13 protein-coding genes and 1 pseudogene are annotated in these 16,764 nt (G+C 30.6%); 7 read left to right on the top strand and 7 right to left on the bottom strand.

From position 1 onward, the window contains the following. Window positions 1-22: 22 nt before the first annotated feature. Window positions 23-2,683, top strand: a complete 2,661-nt coding sequence (locus WHD08_RS11595) for a TonB-dependent receptor (protein ID WP_208890727.1) — start codon at window positions 23-25, stop codon at window positions 2,681-2,683. A 13-nt stretch (window positions 2,684-2,696) separates the two neighbouring features. Beyond that, window positions 2,697-4,193 (top strand): G-D-S-L family lipolytic protein, encoded by a 1,497-nt coding sequence (locus tag WHD08_RS11590; RefSeq protein ID WP_208890728.1) that lies wholly within the window; start codon window positions 2,697-2,699, stop codon window positions 4,191-4,193. A gap of 82 nt (window positions 4,194-4,275) precedes the next feature. Here WHD08_RS11590 and WHD08_RS11585 read toward each other — a convergent pair whose 3' ends face one another. After that, on the bottom strand, window positions 4,276-5,490 hold the full coding sequence (locus WHD08_RS11585) for an aminotransferase class V-fold PLP-dependent enzyme (RefSeq protein WP_208890729.1): 1,215 nt from the start codon (window positions 5,488-5,490) through the stop codon (window positions 4,276-4,278). 100 nt (window positions 5,491-5,590) lie between these two features. Here WHD08_RS11585 and WHD08_RS11580 point away from each other — a divergent pair, with 100 nt between their 5' ends. The 3 genes from WHD08_RS11580 to WHD08_RS11570 are packed head-to-tail and all read left to right on the top strand — an operon-like array spanning window position 5,591 to window position 9,784. Beyond that, window positions 5,591-6,910: a serine hydrolase domain-containing protein gene (locus WHD08_RS11580; RefSeq protein ID WP_208890730.1), complete on the top strand. Its 1,320-nt coding sequence runs from the start codon at window positions 5,591-5,593 to the stop codon at window positions 6,908-6,910. Window positions 6,911-6,956: 46 nt separating this feature from the next. Then, window positions 6,957-8,117: an ATP-binding cassette domain-containing protein gene (locus WHD08_RS11575; RefSeq protein ID WP_208890731.1), complete on the top strand. Its 1,161-nt coding sequence runs from the start codon at window positions 6,957-6,959 to the stop codon at window positions 8,115-8,117. A 17-nt stretch (window positions 8,118-8,134) separates the two neighbouring features. After that, window positions 8,135-9,784 (top strand): hypothetical protein, encoded by a 1,650-nt coding sequence (locus WHD08_RS11570; RefSeq protein ID WP_208890732.1) that lies wholly within the window; start codon window positions 8,135-8,137, stop codon window positions 9,782-9,784. A gap of 73 nt (window positions 9,785-9,857) precedes the next feature. Here WHD08_RS11570 and WHD08_RS11565 read toward each other — a convergent pair whose 3' ends face one another. The 6 genes and pseudogenes from WHD08_RS11565 to WHD08_RS11540 form a co-directional block, all read right to left on the bottom strand. After that, window positions 9,858-10,061 (bottom strand): hypothetical protein, encoded by a 204-nt coding sequence (locus WHD08_RS11565; RefSeq protein ID WP_165731433.1) that lies wholly within the window; start codon window positions 10,059-10,061, stop codon window positions 9,858-9,860. 99 nt (window positions 10,062-10,160) lie between these two features. After that, the gene (sufD, locus tag WHD08_RS11560) at window positions 10,161-11,474 is read right to left on the bottom strand and encodes a Fe-S cluster assembly protein SufD (protein ID WP_165731434.1); all 1,314 of its coding nucleotides are present in this window, start codon (window positions 11,472-11,474) and stop codon (window positions 10,161-10,163) included. A 47-nt stretch (window positions 11,475-11,521) separates the two neighbouring features. Continuing rightward, window positions 11,522-11,912, bottom strand: a pseudogene (locus tag WHD08_RS11555) (four helix bundle protein). Between the two features lie 36 nt (window positions 11,913-11,948). Next, window positions 11,949-12,698 (bottom strand): Fe-S cluster assembly ATPase SufC, encoded by a 750-nt coding sequence (gene sufC / locus WHD08_RS11550; RefSeq protein WP_165731435.1) that lies wholly within the window; start codon window positions 12,696-12,698, stop codon window positions 11,949-11,951. 78 nt (window positions 12,699-12,776) lie between these two features. Next, entirely contained in the window at window positions 12,777-14,225 is a 1,449-nt protein-coding gene (gene sufB / locus WHD08_RS11545) for a Fe-S cluster assembly protein SufB (RefSeq protein WP_208890733.1), read from the bottom strand. Between the two features lie 15 nt (window positions 14,226-14,240). After that, the gene (locus WHD08_RS11540; protein ID WP_165731437.1) at window positions 14,241-14,570 is read right to left on the bottom strand and encodes a HesB/IscA family protein; all 330 of its coding nucleotides are present in this window, start codon (window positions 14,568-14,570) and stop codon (window positions 14,241-14,243) included. 313 nt (window positions 14,571-14,883) lie between these two features. On the opposite strand from WHD08_RS11540, the gene dinB reads away from it, so the two are divergent. Further along, on the top strand, window positions 14,884-15,966 hold the full coding sequence (dinB, locus tag WHD08_RS11535) for a DNA polymerase IV (protein ID WP_165731438.1): 1,083 nt from the start codon (window positions 14,884-14,886) through the stop codon (window positions 15,964-15,966). A gap of 329 nt (window positions 15,967-16,295) precedes the next feature. Then, the gene (locus WHD08_RS11530) at window positions 16,296-16,748 is read left to right on the top strand and encodes a GNAT family N-acetyltransferase (RefSeq protein WP_165731439.1); all 453 of its coding nucleotides are present in this window, start codon (window positions 16,296-16,298) and stop codon (window positions 16,746-16,748) included. The last annotated feature ends 16 nt before the right edge of the window (window positions 16,749-16,764 follow it).

Raw genomic sequence — 16,764 nt, 5'->3', positions numbered from 1 at the left:
TACTTAACAAAAAAATCAAATTATGATAAAAAAAATTATACTTCTTGCGTTTATAGCTTTTAGTAGTGTAGCAATGGTTGGTCAAACCAAGGTTACAGGTACTGTTACAGACGCTAAAACAGGAGAAACAATTCCTGGAGCAAATATTAAAATTGCTAGAAAAGCGTTAGGAACAACCACCGATTTTGATGGTAATTTTGTATTAAATGTTTCAGACAAGCCACCTTTTACTATAGAGATTTCTGTGCTGGGGTTTCATGTAGAAAAAGTGGAGATTATAAAAAATAATCAAAAAGTAATGGTTGCCTTAATAGAAAATGAAACTTCTTTAGATGAAATTGTAGTTTCTGCTTCTAGAACACCAGAACGTGTTATGGAATCTCCAGTTACCATAGAAAGAATGGATAGTAGAGCTATTAAAAATACTTCTTCACCTTCTTTTTACGACGGATTAGAAAACTTAAAAGGAGTAGATGTAAACACCAACAGTTTAACTTTTAAATCTGTAAATACACGTGGTTTTGCAACTTTTTCTAACACACGTTTTATGCAATTGGTAGACGGTATGGATAATTCGTCTCCTGCATTAAATTTTGCTTTAGGTAATTTACTAGGTATGTCTGAACTAGATGTAAAAACAGTAGAATTATTACCAGGTGCTTCCTCTGCATTATATGGTGCAAATGCATTTAATGGTATTATGTTTATGACCAGTAAAAGTCCTTTTGAAGATCAAGGAATTAGTGTTTCTTTAAAAGGAGGAGTTACAAGTCAAGAAGCAGCAGGAAATAATGAGTTTTATGATTTTAATATTAGAATGGCGTATGCTTTTTCTAATAAGTTTGCGGCAAAAGCAACCTTATCCTATTTAGAAGGAGAAGATTGGCATGCAACAGACTATAGAAATACAAACGGAGATGAATACATTTCAGGAGATAGATCAGATCCAAATTATAATGGTGTTAATGTTTATGGAGATGTAGCTTCTAATGATTTTGGAGGAGCTATAGGAAAAGTGAGTAGAACAGGTTATAATGAAAACGATTTGATGGACTATGGCGTTAAAAGCGTAAAGTTTGGTAGTTCTTTAAATTATAGACCTTTTGGTGATGATCGTTTAGAAGTAATATGGAATACTAAAGTAGGCGTTGGAACTACTCAATATTTAGGTGGTCAAAAATATAGCATTAAAAACTTTCTGTTAGAGCAACATAAATTAGAATTTAAAGGTAAAAACTTTTTTGTACGTGGTTATGTAACAAGTGAAGATGCTGGTGATTCTTATAATACCTTATTTGCAGGTTTAAATATTAATAGAGCTTGGAGTTCAGACCAAAATTGGTTTACAGAATATGCTGGAGCTTATTTAGGAAGTGTTCCTGGTGTTACTGCTAGTTCTCATGAAGCTGCAAGAGCATTTGCAGATAGAAATCGTTTTTTACCTGGAACTGCTGAGTTTAAGAATGCTTTTAATACAGTAACAAGTGACCCAGATTTAATTACAGGTGCTAAATTTAGAGATCAAACAAAATTATATCATGCAGATGCGAATTATAATTTTCAAGACTATATAGACTTTGCAGAAATTCAAGTTGGTGGTTCTTATAGAAGGTATTCTTTAAATTCTTTTGGTAATATATTTACAGATACAGACGGACCTATTAAGTATGATGAATATGGTGTTTATACACAAGCTCAAAAGAAATTTTTAGAAGACGACCGTTTAAAGGTAACCGCTTCAATTCGTTATGACAAAGCACAAAATTTTGATGGTAATTTTTCTCCAAGAATTTCATTTGCATACGCAGGTGGTGAAAATAAAAATCAGAACTTTAGAGCTTCTTTTCAAACAGGATTTAGAAATCCTACAACGCAAGATCAATATATTGGTTTAGATGTTGGTAATGCAATTTTAGTAGGTGGTGTAGAAGATAATATAGATAGATATACCACAAGTTTTACAGATGCTGCAGGTGTAAATTATACTTTAACAGGTAGAGATGCTTATGAAAACTCTTTTACTGTTGCAAGTGGTGGAACTGTAAAAGCAGAGGTAGACTTTGTGAAACCAGAAAAAGTAACCGCTTTTGAAGTAGGGTATAGAGGTCTTATTCCTGTTAATGAAAGTAACCTTACTGTAGATTTAAGTGTGTATTATAATCAATATGAAGATTTTATAGCCAATAAAAATGTAATTGTACCTTACAACGCTGCCGGCGGATTTAAGGTTTTTCAATTGTATACTAATTCTGATGCAGATATTAATTCTTATGGAGCAACCATTGGTTTAAATACCAAAATTTTAAAAGGTTTTAACCTTGGTCTTAATTATACTTATGCAAAATTTGATTTTGATCAAGCTTCAGATCCAGATTTTGAAGCTGGTTTTAATACTCCAGAACATAAAGTAAAATTGCAATTTGGTAAAACAGACTTATTTAAAAACTTTGGTTTTAATGTTAATGCAAGATGGCAAGATGAATATAGATGGGAATCTTCTTTCTTAGATGGTACAATGAAAGCGAGAACCGTTTTAGATGCTCAAGTTAATTATAGTGTTCCTTCAATGAAATCTGTATTTAAATTAGGTGGAGCAAATTTAACAGGTCAAGAATACTTGGGTGCTACCGGTGTAGGAGCAGTAGGTTCTCAGTACTATATTTCTTGGACAATTAATAACTAAAATAAAATACTTTATGAAAAATTATAAATATATAGGATTATTTCTTTTGGCTTTCAGTTTTACTTCTTGTGATGTAAACAATGAGTTAGATGAAATAGTAGATCCAGTAAAACCCCTAGTAACATTAAATAAAAATGGATTAGATTTTTCTACATACATTTCTATAGGAGCTTCTTTTACCGCAGGGTATACAGACGGAGCATTGTTTAAATCGGGGCAAGAAAATTCTTTTCCAAACATTTTAGCAGAAAAATTTGGAACCACATTTAAACAACCTTTAATGAATGATAATATTGGAGGTTTGGTTTTTAACGGAACAGCAGTACAGCCGCCAAGATTTTATTTTGATGGAGCTGGTCCAACTAGGTTAAGTGCTTTACCTACAACACCTTTAACAGCTAAAGTATCTGGCCCTTTCAATAATTTTGGAGTACCTGGTGCAAAAAGTTTTCATTTAGGTGTTGCTGGTTATGGAACATTAAACCCATATTTTGGTAGAATGGAATCTAGTTCTTCTGCTACTGTTATAGGAGATGCATTGGCCCAAGCACCAACGTTTTTTACATTATCAGAAATTGGAGGAAATGATGTTTTAGGTTATGCACTTTCTGGAGGTTCTGGAGTAGACCAAACAGGTAATTATGATCCTTCTACTTACGGTGAAGCGGATATAACAGACCCAAATGTTTTTGCAAATGTGTTAAATGGTATGGTAACCGCACTTACATCAAATGGAGCAAAAGGAGTGGTTGCAAATGTACCTTATATTACAGATTTAGCTAATTTTGTTACAGTACCTTATAACCCTGTTCCTTTAGATGCAGCAACAGCACAAGCTGTAAATACTGGTTATGCGACTTATAATGGCGGTTTACAAGCGGCTGCGGCAGCTTTAGCCGGAACTGGCTTATTAACAGATGATGAGGTAGCTAAAAGAACAATTAGTTTTTCGGCTGGTCAAAATGCTGTAGTAATTATAGATGAAGATTTAACAGATTTAGGAGCTATAAACCCAGCTTTTGCAGGAATTCCAAAATACAGACAAGCAACTGCAGATGATTTATTATTATTAGCAAGTTCTGCTATTATTGGTACTACAGTTAATGGAAATGCATCATTAATTAACGGAGTATCTGTTCCTTTAGCAGATAATTGGGTTTTAACACCACAGGAGCAAGCAGCAATAAAAACGGCTACAGATGCTTATAATGCAACAATTGAAACAATAACGAGTACAAATGAAAATGTTGCATTGGTAGATTTTAAAGGTCTTTTACAAGAAGCTTCCGAAGGTATTATTTTTGATAAATATAGGTTAAATACAAGTTTAGTTACTGGTGGTTTAATCAGTTTAGATGGTGTACATTTAACAGGAAGAGGGTATGCTTTAATGGCTAATGAAATTTTAGAGGCTATAGATGCAGAATTTGGTTCTAATTTTACATTAGCAACAGATGGTTTGGCTAAAGCAGATGATTATCCTACAAATTATTCGCCTACTTTAAAGTAAGAAAATAATTATGAAAACATAAAAAGAGGTTATCTTAAAATATATTTTAAGATAACCTCTTTTATATTATTAAACAATCTTCTTAAGACAACATCATTACTGCTCTTTTAACTCCGCTAACCAAAATATCAATCTCTTCTTTTGTGTTATAGAACGAGAAAGAAGCTCTAATAGTTCCGGGTATTTTATAGAAGTCCATAATTGGTTGTGCACAATGATGACCAGTTCTTACGGCAATTCCTAATTTATCTAATATAGAACCAATATCATACGGATGAATATCGTTTACATTAAAAGAAATTACAGCCGTTTTATCTTTTGTAGTTCCGAAAATTTTTAAGCCTTCAATTTTTAATAATTCTTGTGTTCCGTATGCTAAAAGCTCATGTTCGTATTCAGCGATAGCGTCAAAACCAACGGAATTCATATAATCTATAGCTGCTCCAAAAGCAATTCCGCCACAAATATTTGGAGTTCCAGCTTCAAATTTATGAGGTAAACCTGCGTAAGTCGTTTTTTCAAAAGTTACGGTTTCTATCATTTCTCCACCACCTTGGTAAGGAGGTAGTTTTTCTAACCATTCTTGTTTTCCGTATAACATTCCAACACCTGTTGGGCCACATAATTTATGTGCAGAAGCTACATAAAAATCAACATTTAAAGCTTGTACATCTGGTTTTATATGAGGTGTAGCCTGAGCTCCATCAATTAAAACAGCAGCATTCACCTTATGAGCGGCAGCAATAATTTCTTTAATTGGGTTTATAGTTCCCAAAGCATTAGAAACGTGGTTACAGAAAACTAATTTTGTTTTATCATTCAATAAATTATGATATGCTTCCATGTTTAAAGAACCATCTTCTAACATTGGAATCACTTTTAAAAGAGCACCTGTTTTTTCACACAACATTTGCCAAGGCACAATATTAGAATGGTGTTCTAAAGCAGAAACAATAATTTCGTCGCCTGTGTTTAAAAGTGAGGCAAAACCGGCAGCAACTCTATTAATGCTGTCTGTGGTACCAGCAGTTAAAATAATCTCATACGCTTCTTTTGCATTAAAATGATGTTGAATTTTAATACGCGCTTGTTCATATTTATCGGTTGCTTCCTGACTTAAAGTATGCACACCTCTGTGAATATTAGCATTGTAGTTACTATAATAATCTACAATTGCATCAATAACAATTTGTGGTGTTTGAGAAGTAGCAGCATTATCAAAATAGACTAAAGGTTTTCCGTGAACGGTTCTTTTTAGAATTGGAAAATCTGCTCTAATTTTATCAACATTTATCATACAAAATCAATTTAAAACACAAAGATAACGGATGAAGTTTGAAACTTGTAATAAAGACAATATGATTTTCTTATTTTTACATAATTAAACTCTTTTTCTGATGAAAATTTTTAAACGAATTCTATTTTTAGTATTAATTACTGTGATTGGTGTTGTTATTTACAACTACCCAAAATTGAATCTTTTGGCTGGTTATTCTGCTAAAAACATGGCTTCGTCTGTTTTTATTGCAGATAGAACTCTAGAATTTACTGACACCACAGACAATGATTTTTCTCCAGTTAATTTGGCTTCGGATAAAGTTGATTTAGAAAATAAAAATGCAACATCTTCTGCTTTTGGCTTGTTAACAAGAAAAGCTATTTATAGAGAAGGTTTAGGAGCTGTTTTAACCTTAGAAGAAAGCGATGAAACTGCAGATTATTTAGTTCCTAAAAGATTAGAAGCAGATAATAATACACCTTATCCTTATGGAAACGCCCCACAAATAGATACTATTTTTGCAAATTTAGATTATGATAAAATTGATGAATCTGTAGATTTGTTATTTGATCCTACCAATAAAACAAGAGCTGTTTTGGTTGTTTATAAAGATCAAATTGTTTCAGAAAAATATGCAGACGGATTTCATAAAGAGTCAAAACTTTTAGGCTGGTCTATGACGAAGAGTTTGTTAAGTACTGTATTTGGAATTATGCAAACTCAAGGTGGAATTAATGTGTTTGACAAAGCTCCAATTGATTCTTGGCAAAATGATGAGCGTAAAAAGATTACGATCAATAATTTATTACAAATGAATTCTGGTTTAGAATGGGATGAGAATTATGGGGAAATTTCTGATGCGACTAAAATGTTGTTTTTAGAAAGAAATATGACTAAGATGCAAGAAAATAAGCCTTTGGTTGGTACCCCAAACGAAAGTTGGAATTACTCTTCTGGAACCTCCAATTTATTATCAGGTATTTTAAGAACTTACTTTAAAACACATCAAGAATATTTAGACTTTTGGTATGTCAACTTTATTGATAAAATAGGGATGAACTCTATGGTTTTAGAAGCTGATTTAAGCGGAAACTACGTAGGTTCTTCTTATTCATGGGCAACTGCAAGAGATTGGTCTAAATTTGGGCTTTTATACCTTAAAAATGGAAATTGGAATGGAGAACAATTATTTACCAAAGAATGGGTTAACTATATAAGAACACCAACGAGAGGTTCTAACGGAACTTATGGTGCGCAGTTCTGGCTAAATGCAGAAAATGATTTTAAGGACGTGCCTAAAAACATGTATTATGCAGATGGCTTTCAAGGACAAAGAGTGTACGTTTTACCAGATCAAGAGATGGTAATTGTCCGTTTTGGTTTAAATAATTTTGATGAAAACACCTTTTTAAAGGGGGTGATTGAATCGATTAAATAAATTTTATTATTTCTAAATTAGAAAAATTGCTAGAATTAAAAGAAATATGATACAAACACAAGAAGAATTAATAGAAAATGCGCTTTTATATTTTAAGAGAGGCGATTTTTCTTTAGGGTATAGAACGCTTTTAGATGCTTCTTTAAACACCGATTCTGTAGAAGTTTTTGCCAAAGTATTAGACTTTGTAGAAAAATATGAAAATGAAAGTAGTGATGATAAATCGTCATTACTTTTGTTATTTACAGAATGCTGTAATCAACTTAAAAAGATAAAAATTGAAACCAAAAACTTAGTTGGTACAACAATTTTAAAAGCAGATAACATTACCAAAGATTATAACAAAGGTCGTTTTGTTTTAGGTCCTGTAAATATCGAATTGAAAAAAGGAGATATTTTTGGTTTGGTTGGCGAAAATGGAAATGGAAAAACAACGTTATTAACGGTGTTGGCTTCTTTAAATAAAGTATCTGCAGGTAGTTTAGAATATTCTTTTTCATCAAAAAATAAAGACGCTTACGATGTGTTGTCTAAATTGGTTTACATACCGCAAAGAACTGCAGTTTGGTATGGTAAAGTTTTAGATAATTTAAAATTTGCGTTGGTACATTATGGTGTAAAAGGTGAAAAAAATGATTTATTAGTTTTAATGATGGTTGCCCGGTTTGGTCTTTGGAAATACAAAGATTTAAAATGGAGCGAACTTTCTTCTGGATATAAAATGCGTTTTGAGTTGGCAAGAACAATGTTACGCAAGCCAGAAATTATTTTGTTAGATGAGCCGTTGGCAAACTTAGATATTTTAGCACAACAAATTATCTTAGAAGATTTAAAGATGATGTCTAAATCTCCTGTAAACCCAATTGCAATGGTGTTTTCTTCTCAGCAATTATATGAAGTAGAAAAAATTTCTGATGAGGTTATTTATTTAAGAAACGGTAAACCTTCTAATCAATTAAATATAGAAGAAAAAACAGCAAAGCAGTTAATTATAGAATTAGATGCAACCAATTCTAGAGAAGAGCTAGAAACTGTTTTTAAAGAACTGAATTTAGAAAAGCTAGAGTTTAATGGAGGTGTTTATATCTTGTACTTTAAGCATGATATTACATTTAATATTGTGCTAAATACGATTGCAAGTCATCAATTAAATGTAACGTATATCAGAGATATTTCTAAATCTACCAGACGCTTTTTCGTGTATTAATCATCTAAACAATAAGAATGAATTTCATCAATAAAATAAATAAATACCTTTTAGAGCATTATCCATTAATATGGAATACTCGTTTAGTTTGGATGCTTGGAGTAAATATAATTGTTCATTTGCTTTTCTTTTTAATTGGCTTTTCTTCTGTTAATGGTTTAGCAGACTTAAAAGAACATTATAAGTTAGATGATTTTTTCTTTTTTACATCTAACGTGTATTACAACGTGTTGATTTCTATTTTTATCTTATTAATTTGGATTATTTTTTACCTAAGAAACAATGCTTTTAAAAATTTGTATTCTATAAAAAAGGGAATGATTTTTCAGCAATTTTGTATTGTATTTCTCATCATTTTAATAAGTACAACACAATTTTATTCTTTTAAAACAGGTTTAAAAATTAAAACAAGATCTCTTTATAATTGGCAAGAATTAGATAAAGATATTAAGACTTTTAATAAGTTTAGTTTGTTTTTAATGCAAGAACAAGATGAGTATGAAATAGATAAAAAAGAGTATCCAGCTCCTTTTCCTTTAAAGGTTGCAGTAGGTTATGAGCAGAATTTAACAGATAATATTGATACTACTCAGGTTTTTTTCAAAAAGAATGATCATTTTTTACAGTTTTATAAGTTCAATAATAATTATGATTTAGAAACGAATAACGCTTACAAAACTAGATCTTCGATTGATTTTGATAATTTTGAAGATAGAACTATAATTGATATAAGTGAGTTTAAAGAGTTTTTAAATCCATCTTTATTCAATTACTCAAAAGAGAAATTTAATTACGGTCAAGATACTTTAGATTATAAAAATCAGCTTAATTTCTATCAAGAAATATTAAATAATAAAGATGATGTTAAAATAAAAGAAGGGTTAAAAAAGGTGCTTTCTATCTCAAAAAAATATGAAATAAAACATAACTTAACGGTAGACAATTGGTTTCAATTAATCGATAATAAACCAAATTACCTTTTAACTGAATTGATATATACGAGTAACCCAAAAGAAGAGTATTATGCAAGAACTGGTTATGGAGTAAACAATTTATCTTCGGGTAAAGATATTCCGTATTCTAAGAGTTTATACTTCGATTTTAATGATACTGATAATTTTTTTAAGAACGTATATGAATCTTATTTCTCTGGTTTTGATATTGTCTTTTTGTATTTTATAATTGCCTTTTCTTTTTGTTTAAGCATTCTTATTTTAATATTTAAAACAACAAGTATTAAAACAATATTGTTAAGTTTTGTAGCAAGTTTGGTTGTTTTGGTATTAATAGTTTGGTTAATGTCTTCTTCTAACAATTTGTTTGGGTATAGTAAATATAACGAGTACTTTATAATGTTGTTTATCTCGTTTTTAATTATCGTTTTTTCAATTTTTTCCTATATTTTAAATTGGAAAAAAACGATAATATCTATCTTTTGGTCGTTAGTTTTATTTGCAGTACCAACTTTCTTTTTGTTCGCTGCTTTTAGTTATTCTAGATTTTTAAAAGATGTTTATTTAGAGTTAAATCCTCAAAATTATAATTATAAAAGTAATTTTGAAACGTGGTTTCAGAATTATGGTTTTTGGGCAATACTGTTGGTTAGTATAATTACAATTTATGTGTATTCGTTATTTATCAGAAAATTAAAAGCAAGACCAGAGTAAACTATTTATGATAAAACAAAATAAAACCACTTATTTCTAAGTGGTTTTATTATACAATTTAATGGTAGGTTTATTAATTTTTACCTTTTATCAAACTAAGTGCTACAGCAGCAATACCTAGTGCGATAGTGATATAAGAATTGGTGTTGTCTTGAGATTTTATTAAATCTAGATCGCCAATTGATACTTCTGTTTCTGGTTGTATCATAGTGTAAGTTCCATAAACAAGTAATGCAACTCCTGCTATTAATAATACTGTTTTAATTGTTTTATTCATAATCTTCAGTTTTTTTATAAAGTTACAAAAATTATAAATATAAAAAAACCACGCAATCTGCGTGGTTCTATTTTTTGTATAAGAAAGTAATTTCGAAATTTATAATTCGAAACCAATATTAACGTTTAGTTTCTCTGCAATTAATTTAGTGATACGTTGTTTTACCTCTGGGATTTTAACGCTTTCTAAGACAGTATTTGCAAAAGCAAACATTAACAATGCTTTCCCTTCTTTTTTAGGAATACCACGTTGTTGCATGTAAAATAAAGCATCATCATCTAATTGACCAATAGTACAACCGTGAGAACATTTTACATCATCAGCAAAAATTTCTAATTGTGGTTTTGCATTAATCGTTGCTTTATCACTAATTAAAACATTGTTGTTTTGTTGATATGCATTTGTTTTTTGAGCTTCTTTATTTACAATTACTTTACCATTAAAAACACCGGTAGAGCGCTCGTCAAAAATACCTTTATAATCTTGATGAGATTCACAATTTGGTTCTATATGATGTACCAAAGTGTGGTGATCTACATGTTGTTTTCCTTCAATAATTGTAATTCCTTTTAAGATAGAGTCCATATGTTCTCCACGTTGATAGAAATTTAAATTATTTCTGGTGATATTTCCTCCAAAAGAGAATGTATGTACAGAAACAACACTGTTTGTTTTTTGTTCTATGTACGTATTATCTACTAAAGAAGCATTTATTTTGTCGTTCTGAATTTTATAAATGTCTACCGTAGAGTTTTTAGCTGCAAAAACCTCCGTTACAACATTAGACAACACAGCATTGTCTGTTAAACTTTGGTGACGCTCTATAATTTGAACGTGTGCATTTTCTTCTACAACAATTAAGTTTCTTGGCTGTATCATTGTAGCAGCTTCCGAACCTGTTGTAAAATTAATAATCTGAATAGGCTTTTCTACTTCTACATTTCTAGGAATATAAATGTAAGCCCCTTCATTGGCGAATGCAGTATTTAACGAGGTTAAATTATCTTGTTTTGCAATTTTATTGAAGTAGTTTTCTATAACAGGACTATATTTAGCTTTTGATATTGCTGAAGAAAGTAAACAAATATCTTTTCCATCATGTGTTACATCAGAAAGAAAAGAACTGTATTTTCCGTCTATAAAAATAATTTTATAGGTGTCAATATCATGAATAAAATACTGTTTTACATCTGCAAATTCAACGTTATTTTCTTTGTTAGGGAAAATACTATAATCTTGTTTTAAAATTGAGTTTAAAGAAGTGTATTTCCATTCTTCCAATTTTTTGGTAGGAAACCCTAGTGCTTCAAAATTTTGTAATGCTTTTGTACGTATATCATGTATTTCTGAATTGATATCTACATCATTTTCAAAAGCAACATAAGACGATACTATTTTATCTTTTAATTCCATTGTTTTATAAGTTTCAGGTTTAAAGTTTCTTTTGTTTCAAGTTGTGACTACTTGAACTTAGTTCCTTTAAAATCTCTTTTATTTAAATAGCTGATAAAATTTGCTATTTTTTTACTCAAATGTTCACATTCAATAATTAAATTGTTTAATTTTTCTTCAGAAATATATTCCGAATCAAAGAGTCTGTAAGATTGTGAACGAACTTCTCCAGCAGAACCTTTTGCAATTGATAAATATTGTCTAAACTCTAAATTTCCATCCCTTTCAAAACCTTCAGCAATGTTATCCATTACTGAACCAGAAGAAGCTTTAATTTGATCTTTAAAACGATAATCGTTTTTTCAAATCAGTATTTTTAGAAATAAAAATAACTTGCTGAGCTAATTTTCTAGCTAGTTGCCATATTTCTAAATCTTCGAATCTTCTTATAGTTGCCAAAACATGAAACTTTAAACAATAGAAACAAGAAACATTTTAAACTAATTCTTGTTTAATCCAGTCATATCCTTTTGCTTCTAATTCCAAAGCTAAAGAAGCGTCTCCACTTTTTACAATTTTACCATCGTGTAAAACGTGTACAAAATCTGGTACGATATAATCTAATAAACGTTGGTAGTGTGTAATTACAATAACAGCGTTGTCTTTAGATTTTAATTTATTTACACCGTTTGCAACAATACGCAAAGCATCAATATCTAAACCAGAATCTGTTTCATCTAAAATAGCTAATTTTGGCTCTAGCATTGCCATTTGAAAAATTTCGTTACGTTTCTTTTCTCCTCCAGAAAAACCTTCGTTTAAAGAACGAGATAAGAATTTACGGTCTATTTCTAACAATTCAGATTTTTCTCGGATCATCTTTAACATGTCTTTTGCTGGCATGTCTTCTAAACCTTTTGCTTTACGAGTTTCGTTAATAGCAGTTTTAATAAAGTTTGTTACAGAAACTCCAGGAATTTCTACAGGATATTGAAAAGATAAAAACACACCGTTATGTGCTCTTTCTTCCGGTGCTAATTCACTAATATCTTCACCATTTAACTCAATTGTACCAGCAGTAACTTCATAATCTTCTTTTCCTGCAATAATATTTGCTAAAGTACTTTTACCAGCACCATTAGGTCCCATAATTGCATGTACTTCACCTGCTTTTACTTCTAAATTCAATCCTTTTAAAATTGATTTATTATCAATACTCGCTTGTAAATTCTCTATTTTTAACATCCTTTTTATGCTATTGGCTTTTAGCTTTTGGCTAGAAGCATTATTTTAATAATTATATATCTTATGGTTGGTAATTAATTATCCAACACTTCCTTCTAAACTGATTTCCAATAATTTTTGAGCTTCCACTGCAAATTCCATTGGTAATTTATTTAAAACCTCTTTACTAAATCCGTTTACAATTAAAGCAATGGCTTTTTCTGTATCTATACCACGTTGGTTACAGTAAAATAATTGTTCTTCACCAATTTTACTTGTAGTTGCTTCGTGTTCTATTTGTGCCGATTTATTCTTAGCTTCTATATAAGGGAAAGTGTGTGCTCCACAAGCGTTACCCATTAATAAAGAATCACATTGTGAGAAGTTACGAGCGTTTTCTGCTCTTGCTCCAATATGTACCAAACCTCTATAAGAGTTTTGAGAATTACCTGCAGAAATACCTTTAGATATAATGGTAGACTTGGTGTTTTTACCCAAGTGAATCATTTTTGTTCCGGTATCTGCTTGTTGAAAATTATTAGTAACTGCAATAGAATAAAATTCACCTACAGAGTTATTTCCTTTTAAAATACAAGAAGGATATTTCCATGTTACAGCAGAACCAGTTTCTACTTGTGTCCAAGAAATTTTTGCATTGTTTTCGCAAATACCTCTTTTAGTAACAAAATTGTAAACTCCACCTTTTCCTTCTTTATTCCCAGGATACCAGTTTTGTACGGTAGAATATTTAATTTCTGAATCATCTAATGCAATTAATTCTACAACAGCTGCGTGTAATTGATTTTCATCTCTACTTGGTGCTGTACATCCTTCTAAATAAGAAACATAACTACCTTTGTCTGCAACAACTAAAGTTCTTTCAAACTGTCCTGTTCCTCCTTCGTTAATTCTGAAATAGGTAGAAAGTTCCATCGGACATTTTACACCTTTTGGAATGTAACAAAAAGATCCATCAGAAAAAACTGCCGAATTTAATGCTGCATAAAAGTTGTCTGTTGTTGGTACAACGGTTCCTAAATATTTTTTAACCAATTCTGGGTGTTCTTGAATTGCTTCAGAAATAGGCATAAAAATAATACCTTTTTCACCTAATGTTTTCTTAAAAGTAGTCGCAACAGAAACAGAATCCATTACAATATCTACAGCTACATTAGCTAATTTTTTTTGCTCATCTAAAGAGATTCCTAAACGCTTAAAAGTGTCTAATAATTCTGGATCTACTTCATCTAAAGAGTTTAACTGTGGCTTCTTTTTTGGTGCAGAATAATAAGCAATGTCTTGAAACTTTGGTTTCTCATAATGCACATTTGCCCATTCTGGTTCTTCCATTTTTTCCCAAACCCTGTACGCTTCTAAACGCCATTCAGTCATCCATTCTGGCTCGTTTTTCTTTTTAGAAATTGCGCGAACAACATCTTCACTTAATCCTACAGGAAATGTGTCACTTTCTATATCTGTATAAAAACCGTATTTATATTCTTGGGTTTTTAATTCTTCTTCTAGCTGCTCCTCTGTATACTTTGACATCTTTTTCTTAAATTTTTAAAGTGAGAATGATTCTCCACAACCACAAGTTCTATTTGCGTTTGGGTTGTTAAATACAAATCCTTTTCCGTTTAAACCTCCAGAATATTCTAAGGTGGTTCCTACTAAATATAAAAAGCTTTTTTTATCAACAATGATTTTTACATCATTCTCTATAAAAACTTTATCGTTTTCTTCTTGTTTGTTATCAAAAGTTAAATCGTAAGATAAACCTGAACAACCACCACTTTTTACACCAACGCGTACAAAATCGGTTACTGCATTAAAGCCATCGTCAGTCATTAATTCTATGACTTTCTTCTTTGCTGTGTCTGAAACTTTTATCATAATTTTAAATAGATTAAATCTAAATTGTCTGCAAATATACGATATAAGTCGAAGAAAAATAACAAACTTTCATTAACAAACCCAATTAAACAATTGGTTTTATTGATGGCTCTTTTAATTGACCATTTTATAGACCGCGATACTATTTTAGATTGATCTTATACTTTTGCAGATTGTAAGAAAATATTAAATTCCTGTTGATGTAAATTAATGTACTAAGTAGTTTTTATTGTTGATAGAACGCTTTAAAATGAATTATGAATATTATAACAAAATATTGATAGATTGAGAACTCATTTTGTATTTTCGAAACATGGAATTGCAACCACCTTTTAGAAAAATAATTCATGTAGATATGGATGCGTTTTACGCATCTGTAGCAGAGTTAGACAACCCCGAATTAAGAGGGAAAGCAATTGCAGTAGGTGGAGAAGGTAGAAGAGGGGTTATTTCTGCAGCGAGTTATGAAGCTCGTAAATTTGGAGTAAAATCTGCCATGAGCGGTACGTTGGCAAAGCAAAAATGTCCGCATTTAATTTTTGTTGATAGTGATTTCCCTCGCTATAAAGAAATATCACAAAAAGTTAGAGACATTTTTTACGAGTATACAGATTTGGTTGAGCCACTTTCTTTAGATGAAGCGTATTTAGATGTTACAGAGAATAAAAAAGGAAATCCATCTGCAAATACCATTGCCAAGGAAATCAGAGAGCGAATTTTTGAAGAAACTGGATTAAGAGCTTCCGCTGGAATTTCGATAAACAAATTTATAGCAAAAGTAGCTTCGGATATTAACAAGCCTAACGGACAAAAAACAGTGCATCCAGATGAGGTAATTCAGTTTTTAGAAGAATTACCCGTCAATAAGTTTTATGGAGTGGGTAAAGTTACCGCTGCAAAAATGTATAATTTAGGCATATTTGTTGGGAATGATTTAAAGAAAAAAACCTTAGAAGAACTGATTAAATCTTTCGGGAAATCGGGTGCTCATTATTATAATATTGTTCGCGGAATTCATAATAGCGCAGTAAAACCAAACAGAATTAGAAAGTCTGTTGCTGCAGAGAGAACTTTTAGTGAAAATATTTCTTCGGAAATATTTATGATAGAAAAGTTAGAGAAAATTGCGGATGAGTTAGAAAGACGCATGACCAAAACAGATACAAAAGGAAAGACAATTACTTTAAAAATTAAATATTCAGATTTTACACAACAGACAAGAAGTAAAACCAAGGAATATTTTATGCAGACCAAAAACGAGTTTTTTCCTGTTGTAAAAGAATTGTTGTTTCAAGATAAAATTACAAATTCAGTTCGTTTATTAGGCTTATCTTTTGGTAATTTAAATACCGAAAATAAAGAACCTGTTTGGGTACAATTAAAGTTTGAATTCTGACGCTAAGCGTCTTTTTGTATGCTACAAAATTATGGTAAGGATTACTTAGTAATTTGTTAATTTAAATTATGAAGAGTTCAATTCCCGTAGGCTTGCCTAAAAATGAAAAGGATTAATAATACTTCCAATTGTCATTTCGACGATAGGAGAAATCTCATAATCTAGAAAACATTAAACAGAGTAACTTTATGTGATTTCTCTCAAAAGGTCGAAATGACAAACTGAAAGGAAAAACCATACATCTTATTAGAGAAAAGACTAAATTGTAGGTTATTATTTCGGGTTCATTATTTTTTATCGGGTTTAAAATGACATAAATAACATTAAAAATGAAAATAGAAATTATCAGAACAAATTCTGAAAACCCAGATTTTATTAATTTGGTAAAACAGTTAGATGCCTACTTAAAAATGAAGGATGGAGCAGAACATGCTTTTTATAATCAGTTTAATAATATTGATGTTTTAAAGAATGTAGTGGTTGTTTCTGTTGATAAAAAAGCAGTTGGCTGTGGAGCAATAAAAAAGTTTGATAATACTTCTGTAGAGGTAAAAAGAATGTTTGTTTCTCCGGATGATAGAGGAAAAGGAGTTGCTAAAAAAGTATTACAAGAATTAGAAATTTGGGCTAAAGAATTAGGATATAAAAAATGTGTGCTAGAAACTGGTGAAAGACAAGTGGAAGCAGTAAAATTTTATACCAAATGCAATTATAAAAAGATTCCAAATTACGGACAATACAAAGGAGTAGAAAATAGTATTTGTTTTGAAAAAGCATTGTAAAAGTCAATAGATTAAA

The organism is Polaribacter sejongensis (genome assembly GCF_038024065.1).
Taxonomy (GTDB): Bacteria; Bacteroidota; Bacteroidia; order Flavobacteriales; family Flavobacteriaceae; genus Polaribacter; species Polaribacter sejongensis.
Note: the sequence above shows the minus strand (reverse complement) of the source record. Positions and strands in the feature narration are given on the sequence as shown.